General features: G+C 71.3%; 15 protein-coding genes. 10 read left to right on the top strand and 5 right to left on the bottom strand.

Annotation, left to right across the window (positions count from 1 at the left end):
• Positions 1-6 precede the first annotated feature (6 nt).
• From ACWC5C_RS04565 to era, 7 genes are all read left to right on the top strand, one after another.
• Entirely contained in the window at positions 7-1,119 is a 1,113-nt protein-coding gene (locus ACWC5C_RS04565) for a PfkB family carbohydrate kinase (protein ID WP_450873638.1), read from the top strand.
• 108 nt (positions 1,120-1,227) lie between these two features.
• Positions 1,228-2,232, top strand: a complete 1,005-nt coding sequence (locus ACWC5C_RS04560; protein ID WP_385436061.1) for a PhoH family protein — start codon at positions 1,228-1,230, stop codon at positions 2,230-2,232.
• A 38-nt stretch (positions 2,233-2,270) separates the two neighbouring features.
• On the top strand, positions 2,271-2,768 hold the full coding sequence (gene ybeY, locus ACWC5C_RS04555; protein WP_385436060.1) for an rRNA maturation RNase YbeY: 498 nt from the start codon (positions 2,271-2,273) through the stop codon (positions 2,766-2,768).
• Positions 2,765-4,072, top strand: a complete 1,308-nt coding sequence (locus ACWC5C_RS04550) for a hemolysin family protein (protein ID WP_450873637.1) — start codon at positions 2,765-2,767, stop codon at positions 4,070-4,072. The genes ybeY and ACWC5C_RS04550 overlap by 4 nt, the downstream gene beginning before the upstream one ends.
• 341 nt (positions 4,073-4,413) lie before the next feature.
• Positions 4,414-7,380: a beta strand repeat-containing protein gene (locus tag ACWC5C_RS04545; RefSeq protein ID WP_450873635.1), complete on the top strand. Its 2,967-nt coding sequence runs from the start codon at positions 4,414-4,416 to the stop codon at positions 7,378-7,380.
• A 124-nt stretch (positions 7,381-7,504) separates the two neighbouring features.
• Positions 7,505-7,867: a cytidine deaminase gene (locus tag ACWC5C_RS04540; RefSeq protein ID WP_385436057.1), complete on the top strand. Its 363-nt coding sequence runs from the start codon at positions 7,505-7,507 to the stop codon at positions 7,865-7,867.
• Positions 7,868-7,946: 79 nt separating this feature from the next.
• On the top strand, positions 7,947-8,903 hold the full coding sequence (era, locus tag ACWC5C_RS04535; RefSeq protein WP_450873633.1) for a GTPase Era: 957 nt from the start codon (positions 7,947-7,949) through the stop codon (positions 8,901-8,903).
• A 5-nt stretch (positions 8,904-8,908) separates the two neighbouring features.
• Here the strand turns inward: era and ACWC5C_RS04530 are convergent, their stop codons facing one another.
• Positions 8,909-9,175, bottom strand: a complete 267-nt coding sequence (locus ACWC5C_RS04530) for a protealysin inhibitor emfourin (RefSeq protein WP_385436055.1) — start codon at positions 9,173-9,175, stop codon at positions 8,909-8,911.
• Between the two features lie 27 nt (positions 9,176-9,202).
• Positions 9,203-10,285, bottom strand: coding sequence for a M4 family metallopeptidase (locus tag ACWC5C_RS04525; RefSeq protein WP_450873631.1), 1,083 nt, complete (start codon positions 10,283-10,285; stop codon positions 9,203-9,205).
• A gap of 337 nt (positions 10,286-10,622) precedes the next feature.
• Here ACWC5C_RS04525 and leuA point away from each other — a divergent pair, with 337 nt between their 5' ends.
• Together leuA and ACWC5C_RS04515 are read left to right on the top strand one after the other, a co-directional pair.
• Complete coding sequence (gene leuA, locus ACWC5C_RS04520) at positions 10,623-12,401, top strand: 2-isopropylmalate synthase (protein WP_450873629.1); 1,779 nt, start codon at positions 10,623-10,625, stop codon at positions 12,399-12,401.
• Between the two features lie 166 nt (positions 12,402-12,567).
• Complete coding sequence (locus ACWC5C_RS04515) at positions 12,568-13,281, top strand: TerB family tellurite resistance protein (protein WP_450873627.1); 714 nt, start codon at positions 12,568-12,570, stop codon at positions 13,279-13,281.
• On the opposite strand, the gene ACWC5C_RS04510 is transcribed toward ACWC5C_RS04515, so the two are convergent.
• The gene (locus ACWC5C_RS04510; protein WP_450873625.1) at positions 13,278-13,832 is read right to left on the bottom strand and encodes a carboxymuconolactone decarboxylase family protein; all 555 of its coding nucleotides are present in this window, start codon (positions 13,830-13,832) and stop codon (positions 13,278-13,280) included. The genes ACWC5C_RS04515 and ACWC5C_RS04510 overlap by 4 nt on opposite strands.
• 86 nt (positions 13,833-13,918) lie before the next feature.
• Here ACWC5C_RS04510 and ACWC5C_RS04505 point away from each other — a divergent pair, with 86 nt between their 5' ends.
• Positions 13,919-14,386 (top strand): MarR family winged helix-turn-helix transcriptional regulator, encoded by a 468-nt coding sequence (locus tag ACWC5C_RS04505; protein ID WP_450873623.1) that lies wholly within the window; start codon positions 13,919-13,921, stop codon positions 14,384-14,386.
• A 9-nt stretch (positions 14,387-14,395) separates the two neighbouring features.
• Here ACWC5C_RS04505 and ACWC5C_RS04500 read toward each other — a convergent pair whose 3' ends face one another.
• Positions 14,396-15,502 (bottom strand): hypothetical protein, encoded by a 1,107-nt coding sequence (locus tag ACWC5C_RS04500; RefSeq protein WP_450873622.1) that lies wholly within the window; start codon positions 15,500-15,502, stop codon positions 14,396-14,398.
• An 83-nt stretch (positions 15,503-15,585) separates the two neighbouring features.
• The gene (locus tag ACWC5C_RS04495; RefSeq protein ID WP_385436050.1) at positions 15,586-15,777 is read right to left on the bottom strand and encodes a YegP family protein; all 192 of its coding nucleotides are present in this window, start codon (positions 15,775-15,777) and stop codon (positions 15,586-15,588) included.
• Between the last annotated feature and the right edge of the window lie 16 nt (positions 15,778-15,793).

The raw sequence follows: 15,793 nt of genomic DNA, 5'->3' as shown, positions 1-15,793 counted from the left end.
CACACGGTGACGACACACGACGGTGACCAGCCCTCGGCGAGCCGCCCCCTGCTCGATCCGCTCGCGGCCGTCCGGGGCCCCGGCGACACGGGCTGTGACGTCTATCTCACCGGCACCGTCTTCCTCGACATCATCTTCACCGGCCTGGACTCCGCGCCTGTCCGCGGCACCGAGTCCTGGGCCCGCGGCATGGGGTCCAGCCCCGGCGGCGTCGCCAACATGGCCACCGCGCTGGCCCGGCTGGGGCTGCGTACCTCGCTCGCCGCCGCCTTCGGCGACGACCACTACGGCGACTACTGCCGGGACGCGCTGGAGCGCGGTGAGGGCATCGATCTGGCGCTCTCCCGCACCATTCCCGGCTGGCACTCCCCGGTGACCGTCTCCATGGCGTACGAGGGCGAGCGCACGATGGTCAGCCACGGCCACGAGGCGCCGCCGCCCGAGGAGGCCGCGCCCAGCAGCCCGCCCCCGGCCCGGGCCGCCATCGCCTCCCTGGTCCCCGGCCGCCGGGAGGAGTGGGTCGCCGAGGCCGCGCGGCGCGGCAGCCGGATCTTCGCGGACGTCGGCTGGGACGACACCGGCCGCTGGGACCCGGCGGACCTCGCCGATCTGGAGCACTGCGAGGCGTTCCTGCCCAACGCGGCCGAGGCGATGAGCTACACCCGCACCGAATGCCCGCGGGCCGCCGCCCGCGCGCTCGCCGACCGGGTGCCGCTCGCCGTGGTCACCCTGGGTTCGGAGGGGGCGTACGCGGTGGACGGCCGCACCGGTGAGACCGCCGAGGTGCCCGCGATCGCCGTGGAGGCCCTGGATCCGACCGGCGCGGGCGATGTGTTCGTCGCGGGCTTCGTCACCGGCACGCTCGCCGACTGGCCGCTCGCCGACCGGCTCGCGTTCGCCGGGCTGACGGCCGCGCTGTCGGTCCAGGAGTTCGGCGGCTCGCTGTCCGCTCCCGGCTGGTGCGAGATCGGCGCCTGGTGGCAGCACGCCCGCTCGTACGACGACCAGTCCCCGAGCGCGCTGCGCCGGTACGCCTTCCTCGACCGTCTGCTGCCGACCGCCGCCCGCCCAGGGCTGCTGCGCCGGGCCGTTCCCACCATCGGTTTCCGCCGGGGGTGAAAAGCGCTCGGGTGTTGTCGGTGCCCCGTCGTACCCTGGTATCTCAAGGTTGTCGAGGAGCGAGAACCCTTGACGCAGGAGGTAGGAGCAGGCCGCAGAGCCGAGCCCATGACGCAACCAACCACAGCACCGCAGGCGCACGCACAGTTCACGGTCCCGACCAAGCACCCGATGGTCATGGTCCTGGGGTCCGGGGATTCGTTGCTCCGCGTGATCGAAAAGGCGTTCCCGAAGACCGATATCCATGTCCGGGGCAATGAAGTCAGCGCGACCGGGGACCCTGAGGAAGTAGCCCTGGTCCAGCGTCTGTTCGATGAGATGATGCTGGTGCTCCGCACCGGTCAACCGATGACGGAGGACGCGGTGGAGCGCTCCATCTCCATGCTGCGCGCAGCGGAGAACGGCGAGGGCGAGGCGGCCGAGACGCCCGCCGAGGTGCTCACTCAGAACATCCTGTCCAACCGCGGCCGCACCATCCGCCCCAAGACGCTCAACCAGAAGCGCTATGTCGACGCGATAGACAAGCACACCGTCGTCTTCGGCATCGGCCCGGCCGGTACCGGCAAGACCTATCTCGCGATGGCCAAGGCGGTCCAGGCCCTGCAGTCCAAGCAGGTCAACCGGATCATCCTGACCCGGCCCGCGGTCGAGGCGGGGGAGCGGCTCGGCTTCCTGCCCGGCACGCTCTACGAGAAGATCGACCCGTATCTGCGGCCCCTGTACGACGCGCTGCACGACATGCTCGACCCCGACTCCATCCCGCGCCTGATGGCCGCGGGCACGATCGAGGTCGCCCCGCTGGCGTACATGCGCGGCCGGACGCTCAACGACGCGTTCATCATCCTCGACGAGGCGCAGAACACGAACCCCGAGCAGATGAAGATGTTCCTCACCCGGCTCGGCTTCGAATCCAAGATCGTGATCACGGGTGACATCACCCAGGTCGACCTCCCGGGCGGGACCAAGAGCGGTCTGCGCCAGGTGCGGGAGATCCTGGACGGCGTGGACGACGTCCACTTCTCCATGCTCACCAGTAAGGACGTCGTCCGGCACAAGCTCGTCGGCCGTATCGTCGACGCGTACGAGCAGTACGACGAGCGCAACGGCAAGTGACCGTCCCCGAACAGACCCGAGAAAAGACGAACCACCCCATGGCGATCGACGTCAACAACGAATCCGGCACGGACATCGACGAGCGAGCGATCCTGGACGTCGCCCGCTACGCGCTGGCCCGGATGCGTATCCACCCGCTCTCCGAGCTGTCGCTGATCGTCGTCGACGCCGACGCCATGGAGCAGCTCCACATCCAGTGGATGGACCTGCCGGGGCCGACCGATGTCATGTCCTTCCCGATGGACGAGCTGCGGCCGCCCGTCAAGGACGACGAGGAGCCCCCGCAGGGCCTCCTCGGCGACATCGTGCTCTGCCCCGACGTGGCCAAGAAGCAGGGCGAGGAGGCTCCGACCGGGCACTCCATGGACGAGGAGCTGCAGCTGCTCACCGTCCACGGCGTCCTCCACCTCCTCGGCTACGACCACGAGGAGGCGGACGAGCGCGCCGAGATGTTCGGCCTCCAGGCGGCGATCATCGACGGCTGGCGGGCCGAGTACGGACTGACCGGGCCCTCCCCGGCCCCCACCACGCGATGAACGGGCAGCTCCTCACGGCGGCCGTCCTCCTGGTGGTGGTCGCCTGGCTGGCGGCCTGCGCCGAGGCGGGCCTCGCCCGCACCACCCGGTTCCGCGCCGAGGAAGCGGTGCGGAACGGGCGGCGGGGCAGCGCCAAGCTGATGCTGGTCGCCGAGGACCCCACCCGCTATCTCAACGTGGCGCTGCTGGTGCGCGTCGCGTGCGAGGTGGCGGCCGGGGCTGTCGTCACGTACGGCTGTCTGCACGCGTTCCCGGAGACCTGGAAGGCGCTGACCGTCGCGATCGGCGTGATGGTCCTCGTGTCGTACGTGGCCGTCGGCGTCTCGCCGCGCACCATCGGCGCCCAGCATCCGCTCAACACCGCGACGGTCGCCGCCTATGTGCTGCTCCCGCTCGCCCGGATCATGGGCCCGATCCCGCCGCTGCTGATCCTCCTCGGTAACGCGCTCACCCCCGGAAAGGGCTTCCGGAAGGGCCCGTTCGCCTCCGAGGCCGAGCTGCGCGCGCTGGTCGACCTCGCCGAGCAGGAGTCGCTGATCGAGGACGACGAGCGGCGCATGGTGCACTCCGTCTTCGAACTGGGCGACACCCTGGTGCGCGAGGTGATGGTGCCGCGCACCGATCTGGTGGCCATCGAGCGCTTCAAGACCATCCGGCAGGCCCTCACCCTCGCGCTGCGCTCCGGCTTCTCCAGGATCCCGGTCACCGGCGAGAACGAGGACGACATCGTCGGGATCGTCTACCTCAAGGACCTGGTCCGCAAGACGCACATCAACCGCGAGTCCGAGTCCGAGCTGGTCTCCACCGCGATGCGGCCCGCCGCGTTCGTCCCTGACACCAAGAACGCGGGCGACCTGCTGCGCGAGATGCAGCAGGAGCGCAACCACGTCGCCGTGGTCATCGACGAGTACGGCGGCACGGCCGGGATCGTCACCATCGAGGACATCCTTGAGGAGATCGTCGGCGAGATCACCGACGAGTACGACCGCGAACTGCCGCCCGTCGAGGACCTCGGCGACGGCACCCACCGGGTCACCGCCCGGCTCGGCCTCGGCGACCTGGGCGAGCTGTACGGCACGGCCCTGGAGGACGAGGACGTCGAGACGGTGGGCGGGCTGCTCGCCAAGTCGCTGGGCCGGGTGCCGATCGCGGGCGCCACGGCCGAGGTCGACGTCCCCGAGGGCGGCACCGACCCGGCCCTGAAGGCGCTGCGGCTGACCGCCGAATCCCCGGCGGGGCGGCGCAACCGCATCGTGACGGTGCTGGTGGAGCCGGTACGGGAGACGGCGGCGGCCGAGTCGTAAGGCCCCGCCGGGACGAGTGGGAAGTGATGGGGGGCGCGGGGGCGCCCCGTATCACGCCCGCGCGGGGAGGCGCACGGACGCGCGGGGTCGCGCTGCGCCATACGGATGCATTCACCCTCTGCGGTCTGGCCCATCTGGCGTAGGCAACGGCTTACTTGCAGATACCGACCGGTGGGCCGCCCATCCCCCTGGCGGGGGACAGTCGGCCTGTCGTTCTGACGTAGGCAGGTCGGCCGTATGGGCACCCCCACGCAGGGCGAACAGGGTCTCCGCGGCACTCCGCGCGGAGACCCGGGCGGTCCACCCCTCCCCACACCGCACCCCGGGAAGGGGCCGCTCCCATGGCTTCCTCGACCACCACGGTCACCTCCACCCCGAACCCGTCCGTCCCCGGTCAGACCGTCACCTATACCGCGACCGTCGCCTCCGTTCCGCCGGGCGCGTTCACCCCGACCGGTACGGTCACCTTCACCCTGGACGCCGGTGCGCCGGTGACCGTCCCGGTCGACGCCAGCGGGCAGGCCGTCTTCACCGACAGCACCCTCGCGGTGGGCTCCCACACGGTGACGGCCACCTACAGCGGCGACGCCAACCTGGAACCCTCGACGGGCACCAGCATCCAGCAGGTCAACCAGGGGGCGACGACCACCTCCCTGACCGTCTCGCCCAACCCCGCCGTCTGCGGCGAAGCGGTGACCCTGACCGCGTCCGTGGTGGCCGCCCCGCCCGCCGCGGGGGTCCCGACCGGCACGGTGACGTTCATCATCAGCGCCGACGGACCGGCCCTCACCGCACCCCTCGACGCCACCGGGCAGGCCTCCGTCACGGTCACCGACCTGGACATCGGCGTTCATCTGGCGGCGGCCTTCTACGGCGGCGACACCGAGTTCTCCGCGTCCAACTCGCCCCTGGTCCCGCTCACGATCGCCCAGGCGTCCTCGACCACCGTCGTCACCGCCGACCCCGACCCGTCCGTGTGCGGCCAGTCGGTGACGCTGTGCGCGACGGTGACCGTGGACGCGCCGGGGACCTGTACGCCCACCGGGACGGTGACCTTCACCGTCACCGGAGGCCCGACGCTCACCGCGCCCCTCGACGCGACCGGCCAGGCCTGTGTGACCAGCGACGAACTGCCCGGCGGCACCAGCACGGTGACCGCCACCTACTCCGGTGACACCGGCGTCGCGGGCTCCTCGGGCACCACGACGGCCACCGTCAACCAGGCCACGTCCGCGGTCTCCCTGTCGGTGACGCCGAGCCCGTCCGTCTGCGGCGAGGCGGTGACCATCTGCGCGCAGGTGTCGGTGGGAGCGCCCAGCACCTGCGTGGCCACCGGTGACGTGACGTTCGTGATCACCGGCGGTCCGACGCTGACGGCGACCCTCGACGCCACGGGCGAGGCGTGCGTGACCACCACCGCCATCCCCGTGGGCACCCAGACCGTGACCGCCACCTACGCGGGCAACGCCGGGGTCGCGGGCTCCACGGCCACCGCGAGCGTGACGGTGAATCAGGCGGCCTCGACCACCACCGTCACCTCCCCCGACCCCGGCGCCTGCGGCGAGTCGGTCCTGTTGTGCGCCCAGGTGACGACCGTGCCGCCCGGCACCTGCCCCCCGACCGGCACGGTGACCTTCGTGGTCACCGGCGGTCCGACGCTCACGGCCACGGTGGACGGCACCGGGCAGGCGTGCGTGACCACCAGCGCCATCCCCGTCGGCACCCATGCCGTGACCGCCACCTACTCCGGTGACACCGGCGTCGCGGGCTCCACGGGCACCGGGACGGTCACGGTCAGCCAGGGCACGTCCACGCTGACGGTCGCGGCGACGCCGAGCCCGTCCGTCTGCGGTGAGACGGTCACCATCTGCGCCCAGGTGACGGTGGACCCGCCCAGCACCTGCGTCCCGACCGGCACGGTGACGTTCGTGATCTCGGGCGGTCCGACGCTCACGGCGACGCTGGACGCCACCGGCCAGGCGTGTGTGACCACCACGGCGGTACCGGTCGGCACGTCCACGATCACCGGCACCTACGCGGGCGACTCCGGCGTCGGGGGCTCGACGGGCACCACCTCGCTCACGGTGAACCCGGCCTCGTCCACCACCACGGTCAGCGCCACGCCCGACCCGTCGGTCTGCGGCGAGACCGTCCTGCTGTGCGCCCAGGTGACCACGGTGCCGCCCGGCACCTGCGTCCCGACCGGCACGGTGACCTTCACGGTCTCCGGCGGCGGCCCGACGCTCACGGCCACGGTGGACGCCACCGGTCAGGCCTGTGTCTCCACCACCGCCATCCCGAACGGCACCCACACCGTGACGGCGACCTTCGGGGGAGGCGGCGGCGTCGCTCCCTCCACGGGCAGCGGCTCGGTCACCGTCAACCAGGCCAGCTCCACCACGGCGGTGACGGTCTCGCCGACCCCGTCCGTCTGCGGCCAGCCGGTGACGATCTGCGCCCAGGTGACGGCCACGGCTCCGGGCACCTGCACCCCGACCGGCACGGTCACCTTTGTGATCAGCGGCGGTCCGACCCTGACCGGAACGCTCAATGCCAGCGGTCAGGCCTGCGTCACCACCAGTGCGCTGGGCGTCGGCTCGCACACCGTCACGGCCACCTACGGCGGCAGCACGGGCGTCGCGGGATCGACGGGCACCGCCACCGCCACGGTGAACACGGCCAGCACCACCACCACGCTCACCTCCGCCCCCAACCCCTCCGCCCCCGGCCAGACGGTGACCTTCACCGCCACCGTGGCCCCGGTGGCCCCCTCGACCGGCACCCCGACCGGCACCGTCACGTTCGTGATCAGCGGCGGTCCGACCCTGACCGGAACGCTCAACGCGGCCGGACAGACCACCGTGAGCACCAACGCGCTCACCACCGGCTCCCACACGGTCACCGCCACCTACAGCGGCGACACCTGCTACGGCCCGTCGACCGCGTCGCTCACCCAGACCGTCGCCGGCTCGGCGAGCACCACGATGACCGCTACCCCGGCCGTCATCCGGCTGCGGCTCAACGGCCAGCTCATCATCCCGACCCTCAGCGCCACCCTCAAGGACCAGTCCAACAACCCCGTCCCCGGCCAGACGATCGTCTTCACGGCCAACTCCGCGGTGGGCCCGATCGCCCTGGGCAGCGCGGTCACCAACGCGTCCGGCACGGCGACGCTGACCAACGTCACCGTCCCGGCCACCGTACTGACCGCCGCCACCTACACCGCCACCTTCGCGGGTGCCCCGGGCCTCAGCCCGGCCACGGCGTCGGCCACGCTGACGTTCCAGCCGCTGCCGCTGCTCCCGTAGCGGCTTCCGTACCGCCCGCGCCGGGCCGTTGCCACTGCGGCCCGGCGCGGGCCCACGCGTACCGGCGGGCCCCTGCCCGCAACCGGTGTCACGCCCGGTCAGCGGCCTGTCAGCGGCCCGTCCTATGCTCATCCGTATGAGCGAAGCAGCGCAGCTGGACCCCGAAGACCGCAAGATCATCACGCTGGCCCGCTCCGCGCGGGCCCGCAACGGCGTCGCGGAGGGCGCCGCCGTACGGGACGAGACGGGGCGTACGTATGTCGCCGGTACCGTCGCCCTCGACTCGCTCCAGCTCAGCGCGGTGCGCACCGCCGTCGCGATGGCCGTCGCCAGCGGCGCGAAGTCGCTGGAGGCCGTGGCCGTGGTGACCGACGCCGAGACCGCCACCGACGAGGACCGCGCGGCCGTACGGGACCTGGGGGGCGCCGGGACCCCGATCCTGCTGGCGGCCACGGACGGCACTCTGCGCGCCACGCTGCCCGTCTGACGCGGCCGGGAAGGGGGTGCGGGGGCGGGTGATGGGCGGCTGGTAGGAGCGGGCCGGGGCATCGGGGAGAATGGTGGCCATGACTGCCGGTATCCCCTCGTCCCCGACCGAGCAGCGGGAGACCCCGCACCGCTCGGGTTTCGCCTGCTTCGTCGGTCGCCCGAACGCGGGCAAGTCGACCCTGACCAACGCGCTGGTGGGGACGAAGGTCGCGATCACCTCAAACCGCCCGCAGACCACTCGGCACACCGTGCGCGGCATCGTGCACCGCCCCGACGCACAGCTGGTGCTGGTCGACACCCCCGGTCTGCACAAGCCGCGCACCCTGCTCGGCGAGCGGCTGAACGACGTCGTACGGACCACCTGGGCCGAGGTCGACGTCATCGGCTTCTGCCTGCCCGCCGACCAGAAGCTGGGCCCCGGTGACCGCTTCATCGCGGGTGAGCTGGCCGGGATCAAGAAGACGCCCAAGGTCGCGATCGTCACCAAGACCGACCTGGTCGAATCCGAGCAACTCGCCCAGCAGCTCCTGGCCATCGACCGGCTCGGCAAGGAACTGGGCATCGAGTGGGCCGAGATCGTCCCGGTCTCGGCCGTGGGCGACCAGCAAGTCGGCCTGTTGGCCGATCTGCTCGTCCCGCTGCTCCCCGAGGGCCCGACCCTCTACCCCGAGGGCGACCTCACCGACGAGCCGGAGCAGGTGATGGTCGCCGAGCTGATCCGCGAGGCGGCGCTGGAGGGCGTACGGGACGAGCTGCCGCACTCCATCGCGGTGGTCGTGGAGGAGATGCTGCCGCGCGAGGACCGCCCGGCGGACAAGCCGCTGCTGGACATCCACGCGAACCTCTACATCGAGCGCCCCAGCCAGAAGGGCATCGTCATCGGCCCGAAGGGCCGCCGCCTGAAGGACGTCGGCTCCAAGTCCCGCAAGCACATCGAAGCGCTGCTCGGTACGCCGGTTTATCTTGACCTGCATGTCAAGGTCGCCAAGGACTGGCAGCGCGACCCCAAGCAACTCCGTCGGCTTGGCTTCTGAGCCCCTTACGTGCCCTCCTTGAGCACCGTCCGCACCAGCTCGCGCTGGGCGTCGCTGAGGTGCGGGTCCGCGGCGTGGACCGTGCGGCCTTCCACCGTGATCTCGTAGTGGAAGCCGTCCGGGACGCCGCGGGTGGCCGCCGGGGCGCCGGATTCGACGGCCTGGTGGGCCAGGGCGGCCAGATGGGTGGCGTCGGGCCGTCCGGAGGTGTCCAGATCGGCCCGGCGCTCGATTCCGGCGAATCCGCCGGAGCGGGTCACGGAGATACGCATAGGTCCATCAGTACCCGAGGGTGAGCCTTACCGCGCGTCCAGATCGGTGATCCCCACGCCCTCCCAGGCGCCCCGCACCGCGTCCCGCTCCTCGCCCTCGCCGTAGCGGGCCTGCGCCGCGGCGACCGTGAGCCGGGCGAAGTCGTCGAACTGCGCCTCCGAGGACAGCTCGCCACCGGTCAGCACGTCGTACCAGATCCGCCCGGCCTTCTCCCACGCGTTGCCGCCGATCGCCGTGGCGGCCAGGTAGAAGGCGTGGTTGGGGATGCCGGAGTTGATGTGGACGCCGCCGTTGTCCCGCGAGGTGCGCACGTAGTCGTCCATCGTGCCGGGCTGCGGGTCCTTGCCGAGGACGTCGTCGTCGTACGCCGTGCCGGGGGCCTTCAGGGAGCGCAGGGCCACGCCGGTGACCCGCTCCGCCAGCAGCCCGGCCCCGATCAGCCAGTCGGCCTCGTCGGCGCTCTGGCCCAGCGCGTGCTGCTTGACGAGCGAGCCGAAGACATCGGACATCGACTCGTTGAGCGCCCCGGACTGGCCGAAGTACTCCAGGTTGGCGGTGTACTGGGTGACGCCGTGGGTCAGTTCGTGGGCCATGACGTCGATGGGGATGGTGAAGTCGAGGAAGATCTCGTTGTCACCGTCGCCGAAGACCATCTGCTCGCCGTTCCAGAAGGCGTTGTTGTAGTCCTGGCTGTAGTGGACGCTGGCGTCCAGCGCCAGGCCCGCGTCGTCGATCGAGTGGCGGCCGTAGACCTTGAGGAACAGCTCGAAGGTCGCGCCCAGCCCGTTGTACGCCCGGGTCACGGACTCGTCCGAGGTCGCCGTGTCGCCCTCGCCGCGCACCTTCTTGCCCGGCAGCGCGGACTGGTGCTGGGAGTCGTAGATCGTCCGCTTCGGCCGGTCGGAGGGCGCGCCCTCCAGGGTGGGGGCGGCGATCCCGCGGACGGTGGTGATCCGGCGGCGGGTGCGCTCCAGGGCGTCCCGCTCCAGGGTGCGGCGGGCGGGATCGGCGAGCGCGGAGTCCTCGTGCTGGGAGACCTTGTCGAGGACATGCGGCGGCACGATCGTGCAGAAGACACCACGGCGGCGGGAGTTCGCGTTGACATCCATCCAGGCAATGTCGCACCGCGTCTACCGCTTGTCACGCCTTGCGGTCATGATTGATGAAATCGAGTGGTTCATGCTTATTCCTCCGCGCGAGATGCCGTGGTCCGCATAGTGATACGGGGTCTCGTGCGGCGCACCTCTTCCGTTAGGCTGCTCGGCATCATGCGTTTCGGGCTGCTTCTTCTTAGCTGCCGCGGCGAGGGCCTGTAGTCGTAGGCCGACCCCCTCCCCGCGGAGTTCGGTGTTGCGGTGATTACGCCCCGTCGGCCGCCCCATGGACTTTCGTCCCAGCGGAGTCCCAGCGGACACCACGAGCGGATCCAAGAGGAGCCCACGCATCATGAGCACGTCCGACAATCCCGGTCAGCGCGCCGTAGGCCGCCCCACCCCCATCACCGCCGCGACCGTCACCCAGAAGCCCTCGGGCATGCCGATCCACAAGTACGGCCCGTACGAGGCGGTCGACATCCCCGACCGCACCTGGCCGAACAACCGGATCACCGCCGCGCCGCGCTGGCTGTCCACCGACCTGCGGGACGGCAACCAGGCGCTGATCGACCCGATGTCCCCGGTGCGCAAGCGCGAGATGTTCGACCTGCTGGTCCGCATGGGATACAAGGAGATCGAGGTCGGCTTCCCGTCCTCCGGCTCGACCGACTTCGACTTCGTACGGTCGATCATCGAGGAGGACGCGATCCCCGAGGACGTGACGATCTCCGTCCTCACCCAGGCCCGCGAAGAGCTGATCGAGCGCACCGTCGAGTCGCTGCGCGGCGCGCACAAGGCCACCGTGCACCTGTACAACGCCACCGCGCCCACCTTCCGCCGCGTCGTCTTCCGCGGCACCCGTGAGCAGGTCAAGCAGATCGCGGTGGACGGCACCCGGCTGGTCGTCGAGTACGCCGACAAGATCCTGGGCGACGACACGGTCTTCGGCTACCAGTACAGCCCCGAGATCTTCACCGACACCGAGCTGGACTTCGCGCTGGAGGTCTGCGAGGGCGTCATGGACGTCTGGCAGCCCGAGGCCGGCCGCGAGATCATCCTCAACCTGCCCGCGACGGTCGAGCGCTCGACGCCCTCGACCCACGCGGACCGGTTCGAGTGGATGTCGCGGAACCTGTCCCGCCGCGAGCACATCTGCCTGTCGGTCCACCCGCACAACGACCGCGGCACGGCCGTCGCCGCCGCCGAGCTGGCGATCATGGCCGGGGCGGACCGTATCGAGGGCTGTCTGTTCGGGCAGGGCGAGCGCACCGGCAACGTCGACCTGGTGACGCTGGGCATGAACCTGTTCTCCCAGGGTGTCGACCCGAAGATCGACTTCTCGCAGATCGACGAGATCCGCCGCACCGCCGAGTACTGCAACCAGATGCAGATCCACCCGCGCCACCCCTACGCGGGCGATCTGGTCTACACCGCCTTCTCCGGCTCCCACCAGGACGCCATCAAGAAGGGGTTCGAGGCGATGGAGGCCGGTGCGGCCGAGCAGGGCAAGACGGTCGACGACATCGAGTGGGCCGTCCCGTACCTGCCGATCGACCCCAAGGACGTCGGCCGCTCCTACGAGGCCGTCATCCGGGTCAACTCGCAGTCCGGCAAGGGCGGTATCGCCTATGTCCTGCGGAACGACCACAACCTGGATCTGCCGCGCCGCATGCAGATCGAGTTCTCCAAGACGATTCAGGCCAAGACCGACGCCGACGGCGGCGAGGTCACCCCGGCCCAGATCTGGGCGACCTTCCAGGACGAGTACCTGCCGACGGACGACAACCAGTGGGGCCGGATCGCGCTGCGCACCGCCCAGACGTCCACCAGCAGCGAGGGCACCGACGCGCTCACCGTCGAGGCCGTCGTGGACGGCACCGAGACCGTCCTGACCGGCTCCGGCAACGGCCCGCTGGCGGCCTTCTTCGACGCCCTGGGCGCCATCGACATCGACGTACGGCTGCTGGACTACTCCGAGCACACCCTGAGCGAGGGCGCGGCCGCACAGGCCGCCGCGTACATCGAATGCGCGATCGACGGGAAGGTGCTGTGGGGCGTCGGCGTCGACGCCAACATCGTGCGCGCCTCCCTGAAGGCCGTCGTCTCGGCGGTCAACCGCGCACGGCGGTAAACGCCCGCCGGGCTTGTCACCCACAAGGGGCCCCGTTCACCGCGTGAGGTGGGCGGGGCCTCGGGTTTGGCCTGTTGTCTCCGTTCGGGGTACTGACGGCACATCATGGATGTGGCTAGCATCACGTCAACGCGGCAACGTGGCCGAAGCGTTATGGAGGTGTGACGTGGTGCACGCGCGAGCCCGCCGTGACCGGGACCTGTGTGTGGTAGGCGTCCGAACTCTGTGGCGGACCGTCGGCGATGGTGAGTTCTTCTGCCCCGACTGCGGGGGCGACCGCAACTATCGCCGCCGCACCGGCCGCCGACGCATCGTGGTGCTCGGCCTGCCGCTGCTGCCCCGCGGGCCGGTCGCGCCAGTCGTCGAATGCGCCGCCTGCGCGACCCAGTTCGGCACCGAGGCCCTGGATCACCCCACCACCACGCGCTTCTCCGCGATGCTGCGCGACGCCGTGCACACGGTCGCCCTCGCGGTCCTCGCCGCGGGCGGCACCGAGGCCACGGCGGTGCGGCAGGTCGCGGTCGGCGCGGTGCGCGCCGCCGGGTTCGCCGACTGCGACGAAGGCCAGCTCCTCGCGCTCATCGAGGCGCTCGCCGCCGACACCGGCCGCCTCCCCGGCGCCGCCACCGGCGAGCGCGACGGCCTCGACCCGTGCGGTACGGCGCTCGCCATCGAACTGCACGAGGCCCTGGAACCCCTGGCCCCCCACCTCGCCCCCACCGGCCGCGAGGCGATCCTCCTCCAGGGCGCCCGTATCGCCGTCGCCGACGGCCCCTACCGCCCGGCCGAACGCGCGGTCCTCGAAACGGTCGGCCGAGCCCTCATGATCTGCCCCGACGACACAGCCCGCCTCCTGGCCGCCACACGAGCCGCGTTCTAGGCGCTCCAGGCGAACGGCGCGAGGGGCGCGTCCAGGGGTGCCCGGGTCATGCGGTTGGCGTACGTGGACAGGGTGTACGCGCCGACGCCGAGCACGACCTCCAGCGCGTTGCGCCGGGTGAACCCCTGCCCGAGGAAGGTGTCGAGTGTCTCGTCCGGCACGGCCCCGGCGTCGTCCATGACGGCGAGCGTGAACTCCCTGATGGCGTTCAGCTGTTCATCGGGCAGCGCGCGCTGCTCCCTCAGTGCGGCGATGAGTTCGCCGTCGGCGCTCAGCGCGGTGAGCTTTCCGGTGTGCATGGCGACGCACACATGGCACCCGGTGCGGGTCGCGATGGTCATGATGACCACCTCGCGGGCCAGCGGGTCCAGCGTGGCCGCCTCGAACAGCCCGCTGAGCCTGAGGAATCCGTCCAGCAGCTCCGGCGACTCGGCCAGCCGCCCCACGGGCGCCGGAAGGTAGCCGAGCCGCTGAACCGTCGCCTCCATGGCCCGCCGCGCGGCGGGTGGTGCGGATTCCGGTGTGTGATCGGTGAACTGGTCGACAGGCATGGTGAATCCCCCCAGGTCTACTATCGACAATGTGGTTGTCGAAAAAGTAAACCAGGTTGTCTATCTGGGCAAGAGGTGTGGTCGCCATGGCTGACGAGACCCCCGGCTTCGAACTGCCCCTGCTGCTCTTCTCGGGCTTCCGTGCCCTCATCGACCAGCTCCACGCCGAGCTGGCCCGGCAGGGGCATCCGGATGTCCGTCCGGCGTACGGCTTCGCCCTGCAGGCCATCGGGCGGGGCGGCAGCACCGCCAGTGAGCTCGGCCGTCGCCTCGGCGTCTCCAAGCAGGCCGCGGGCAAGACCGTCGACCGGCTGGTGGCCCTGGGGTACGCGGTGCGGGCCGACGATCCCGCCGATGCCCGCCGTAAGGTCGTCCGGCTCACCCCGCACGGGCTCGACGCGCTGGCGCGTTCGGCGGCCATTTTCGAGGAGCTGCGCGCCCAGTGGGCGGCCGCCCTCGGGGCGGACCGGCTGCGGGCCCTGGAGGCGGATCTGCAAGCCGTGGTGCCCGGGGGCGGCTTTCCCCTCGATGTGCCGGGGTGGTTCGGGGTGTGAGGGCGCGGCTCAGCCTGGATCTGGCGCGCCCCAATCCTCGCGGTAGGCCGCCCAGTCCGCGTCCGTCGCGGCGAAGTCCACGTAGAGGGCCACTCCGAAGCGTTTCCGGTCGCGGTCCTTGCGGCCGAGGCCGAGGCGGGTGCCGCGGATGGCGGCGGGGACGGTCTCGGCCCAGGCGTGGCGGCCCCAGTTGTTGGTGTGGTAGCCGGGCAGGCCCATCAGGAGGTCCGTGCCCGGTGGGGTGGCCTCCAGGGCGAGTTGGGTCTGCTGGGCCACGTAGCCGCCGTACAGGCTCTCCAGGGGCATCGACGTGTCGTACGACATGACCGCGATCTGGTCGACCCGCCGCGCCACCTGGCCGAAGAACGCCTGTGACCACCACTTGGGGTGGTTGAAGAGAAAGCCCGCCACCGAGTGCAGTGCGGGCAGCGGGTCGATCTGGTGGGCGGCGACCGAGAGCGGGACGCGGCGGTCGCGGGTGAGGGCGTGCAGGCCGTCGAGGAGGGTGAGGTAGTCGCGGTCGCCGGAGTGCAGCGGCTCCAGGTCGAAGTGGATGCCGTCGAAGCCCGCGTCCAGCACCTGGCGGGCGGAGCGCACCACGTGGGCGCGGCTGCGCGGGTCGGTGAGCCGGAGCCCGGTGGGGCCCTCGGTGGCCAGGACGTCGCCGAGCCAGGCCTGTACGCGTACGCCGGGCAGCTCGCGGTGGACGGCCTTCAGGAGCCACCCGGCGCGCGGGTAGCGCTTCGCGTTCAGGGTGCCGTCGTGCTCCAGCGGGCCCGCGTGGACGTACAGGTCGCGGATGCCGGTGCCGCGTACGCGCCGGGCCAGGGTGGCCAGTTCGGCGTCGCCGTTGCGGCCGTCCACCCAGGCGTGGCCGAGCCATACCGCGTCCCGGCCCCGGGTCTGGGTGCCGGGCTCGGGGTCGCCCGCGTACTGGAGCCGCAGGGCGATCCCGGCGGCCAGCAGGGACAGCACCAGGCACCCCGCGAGGGCGGCCACGACGCGCTTGGGCCACCGCAGCCGGGGGTGCGTCCAGAGGCGGACGGCTCTGGCGCGGGCCCGGCGCAGCCGCGTGCGGGCGGCGGCCAGGGTCCGGGATATCGGAGGTGTGGTCACGAACGGGAGGGTAGCGAGCGCCGTACGGACACCGTCGGCCGTACGGCGCGGCTACCGTGGTTCCTGGACCCCCGGTCCCCGTCCTACGACTTCTCGGTCGGGATCTCCTTGACCTCGGCCGTGGGCGCGTTCTTCTTGACCGACTCCACGCCTTTCTGGGCCGCGGTCTTGGAGTCGTACGATTCGCCGACCGCGATGATCTCGCCGTTGCCCGCTTTCAGGCGGAAGCGGTGCTTGCCGCGCTTGTCCTCGTAGATCTCGAACTTGCCCGCCATGTGGTGCCACCTCCAC

This window comes from Streptomyces sp. NPDC001700 (genome assembly GCF_053596435.1).
The sequence above is the reverse complement of the archived record's forward strand: the minus strand, read 5'-3'. Positions and strand labels throughout refer to the sequence as shown.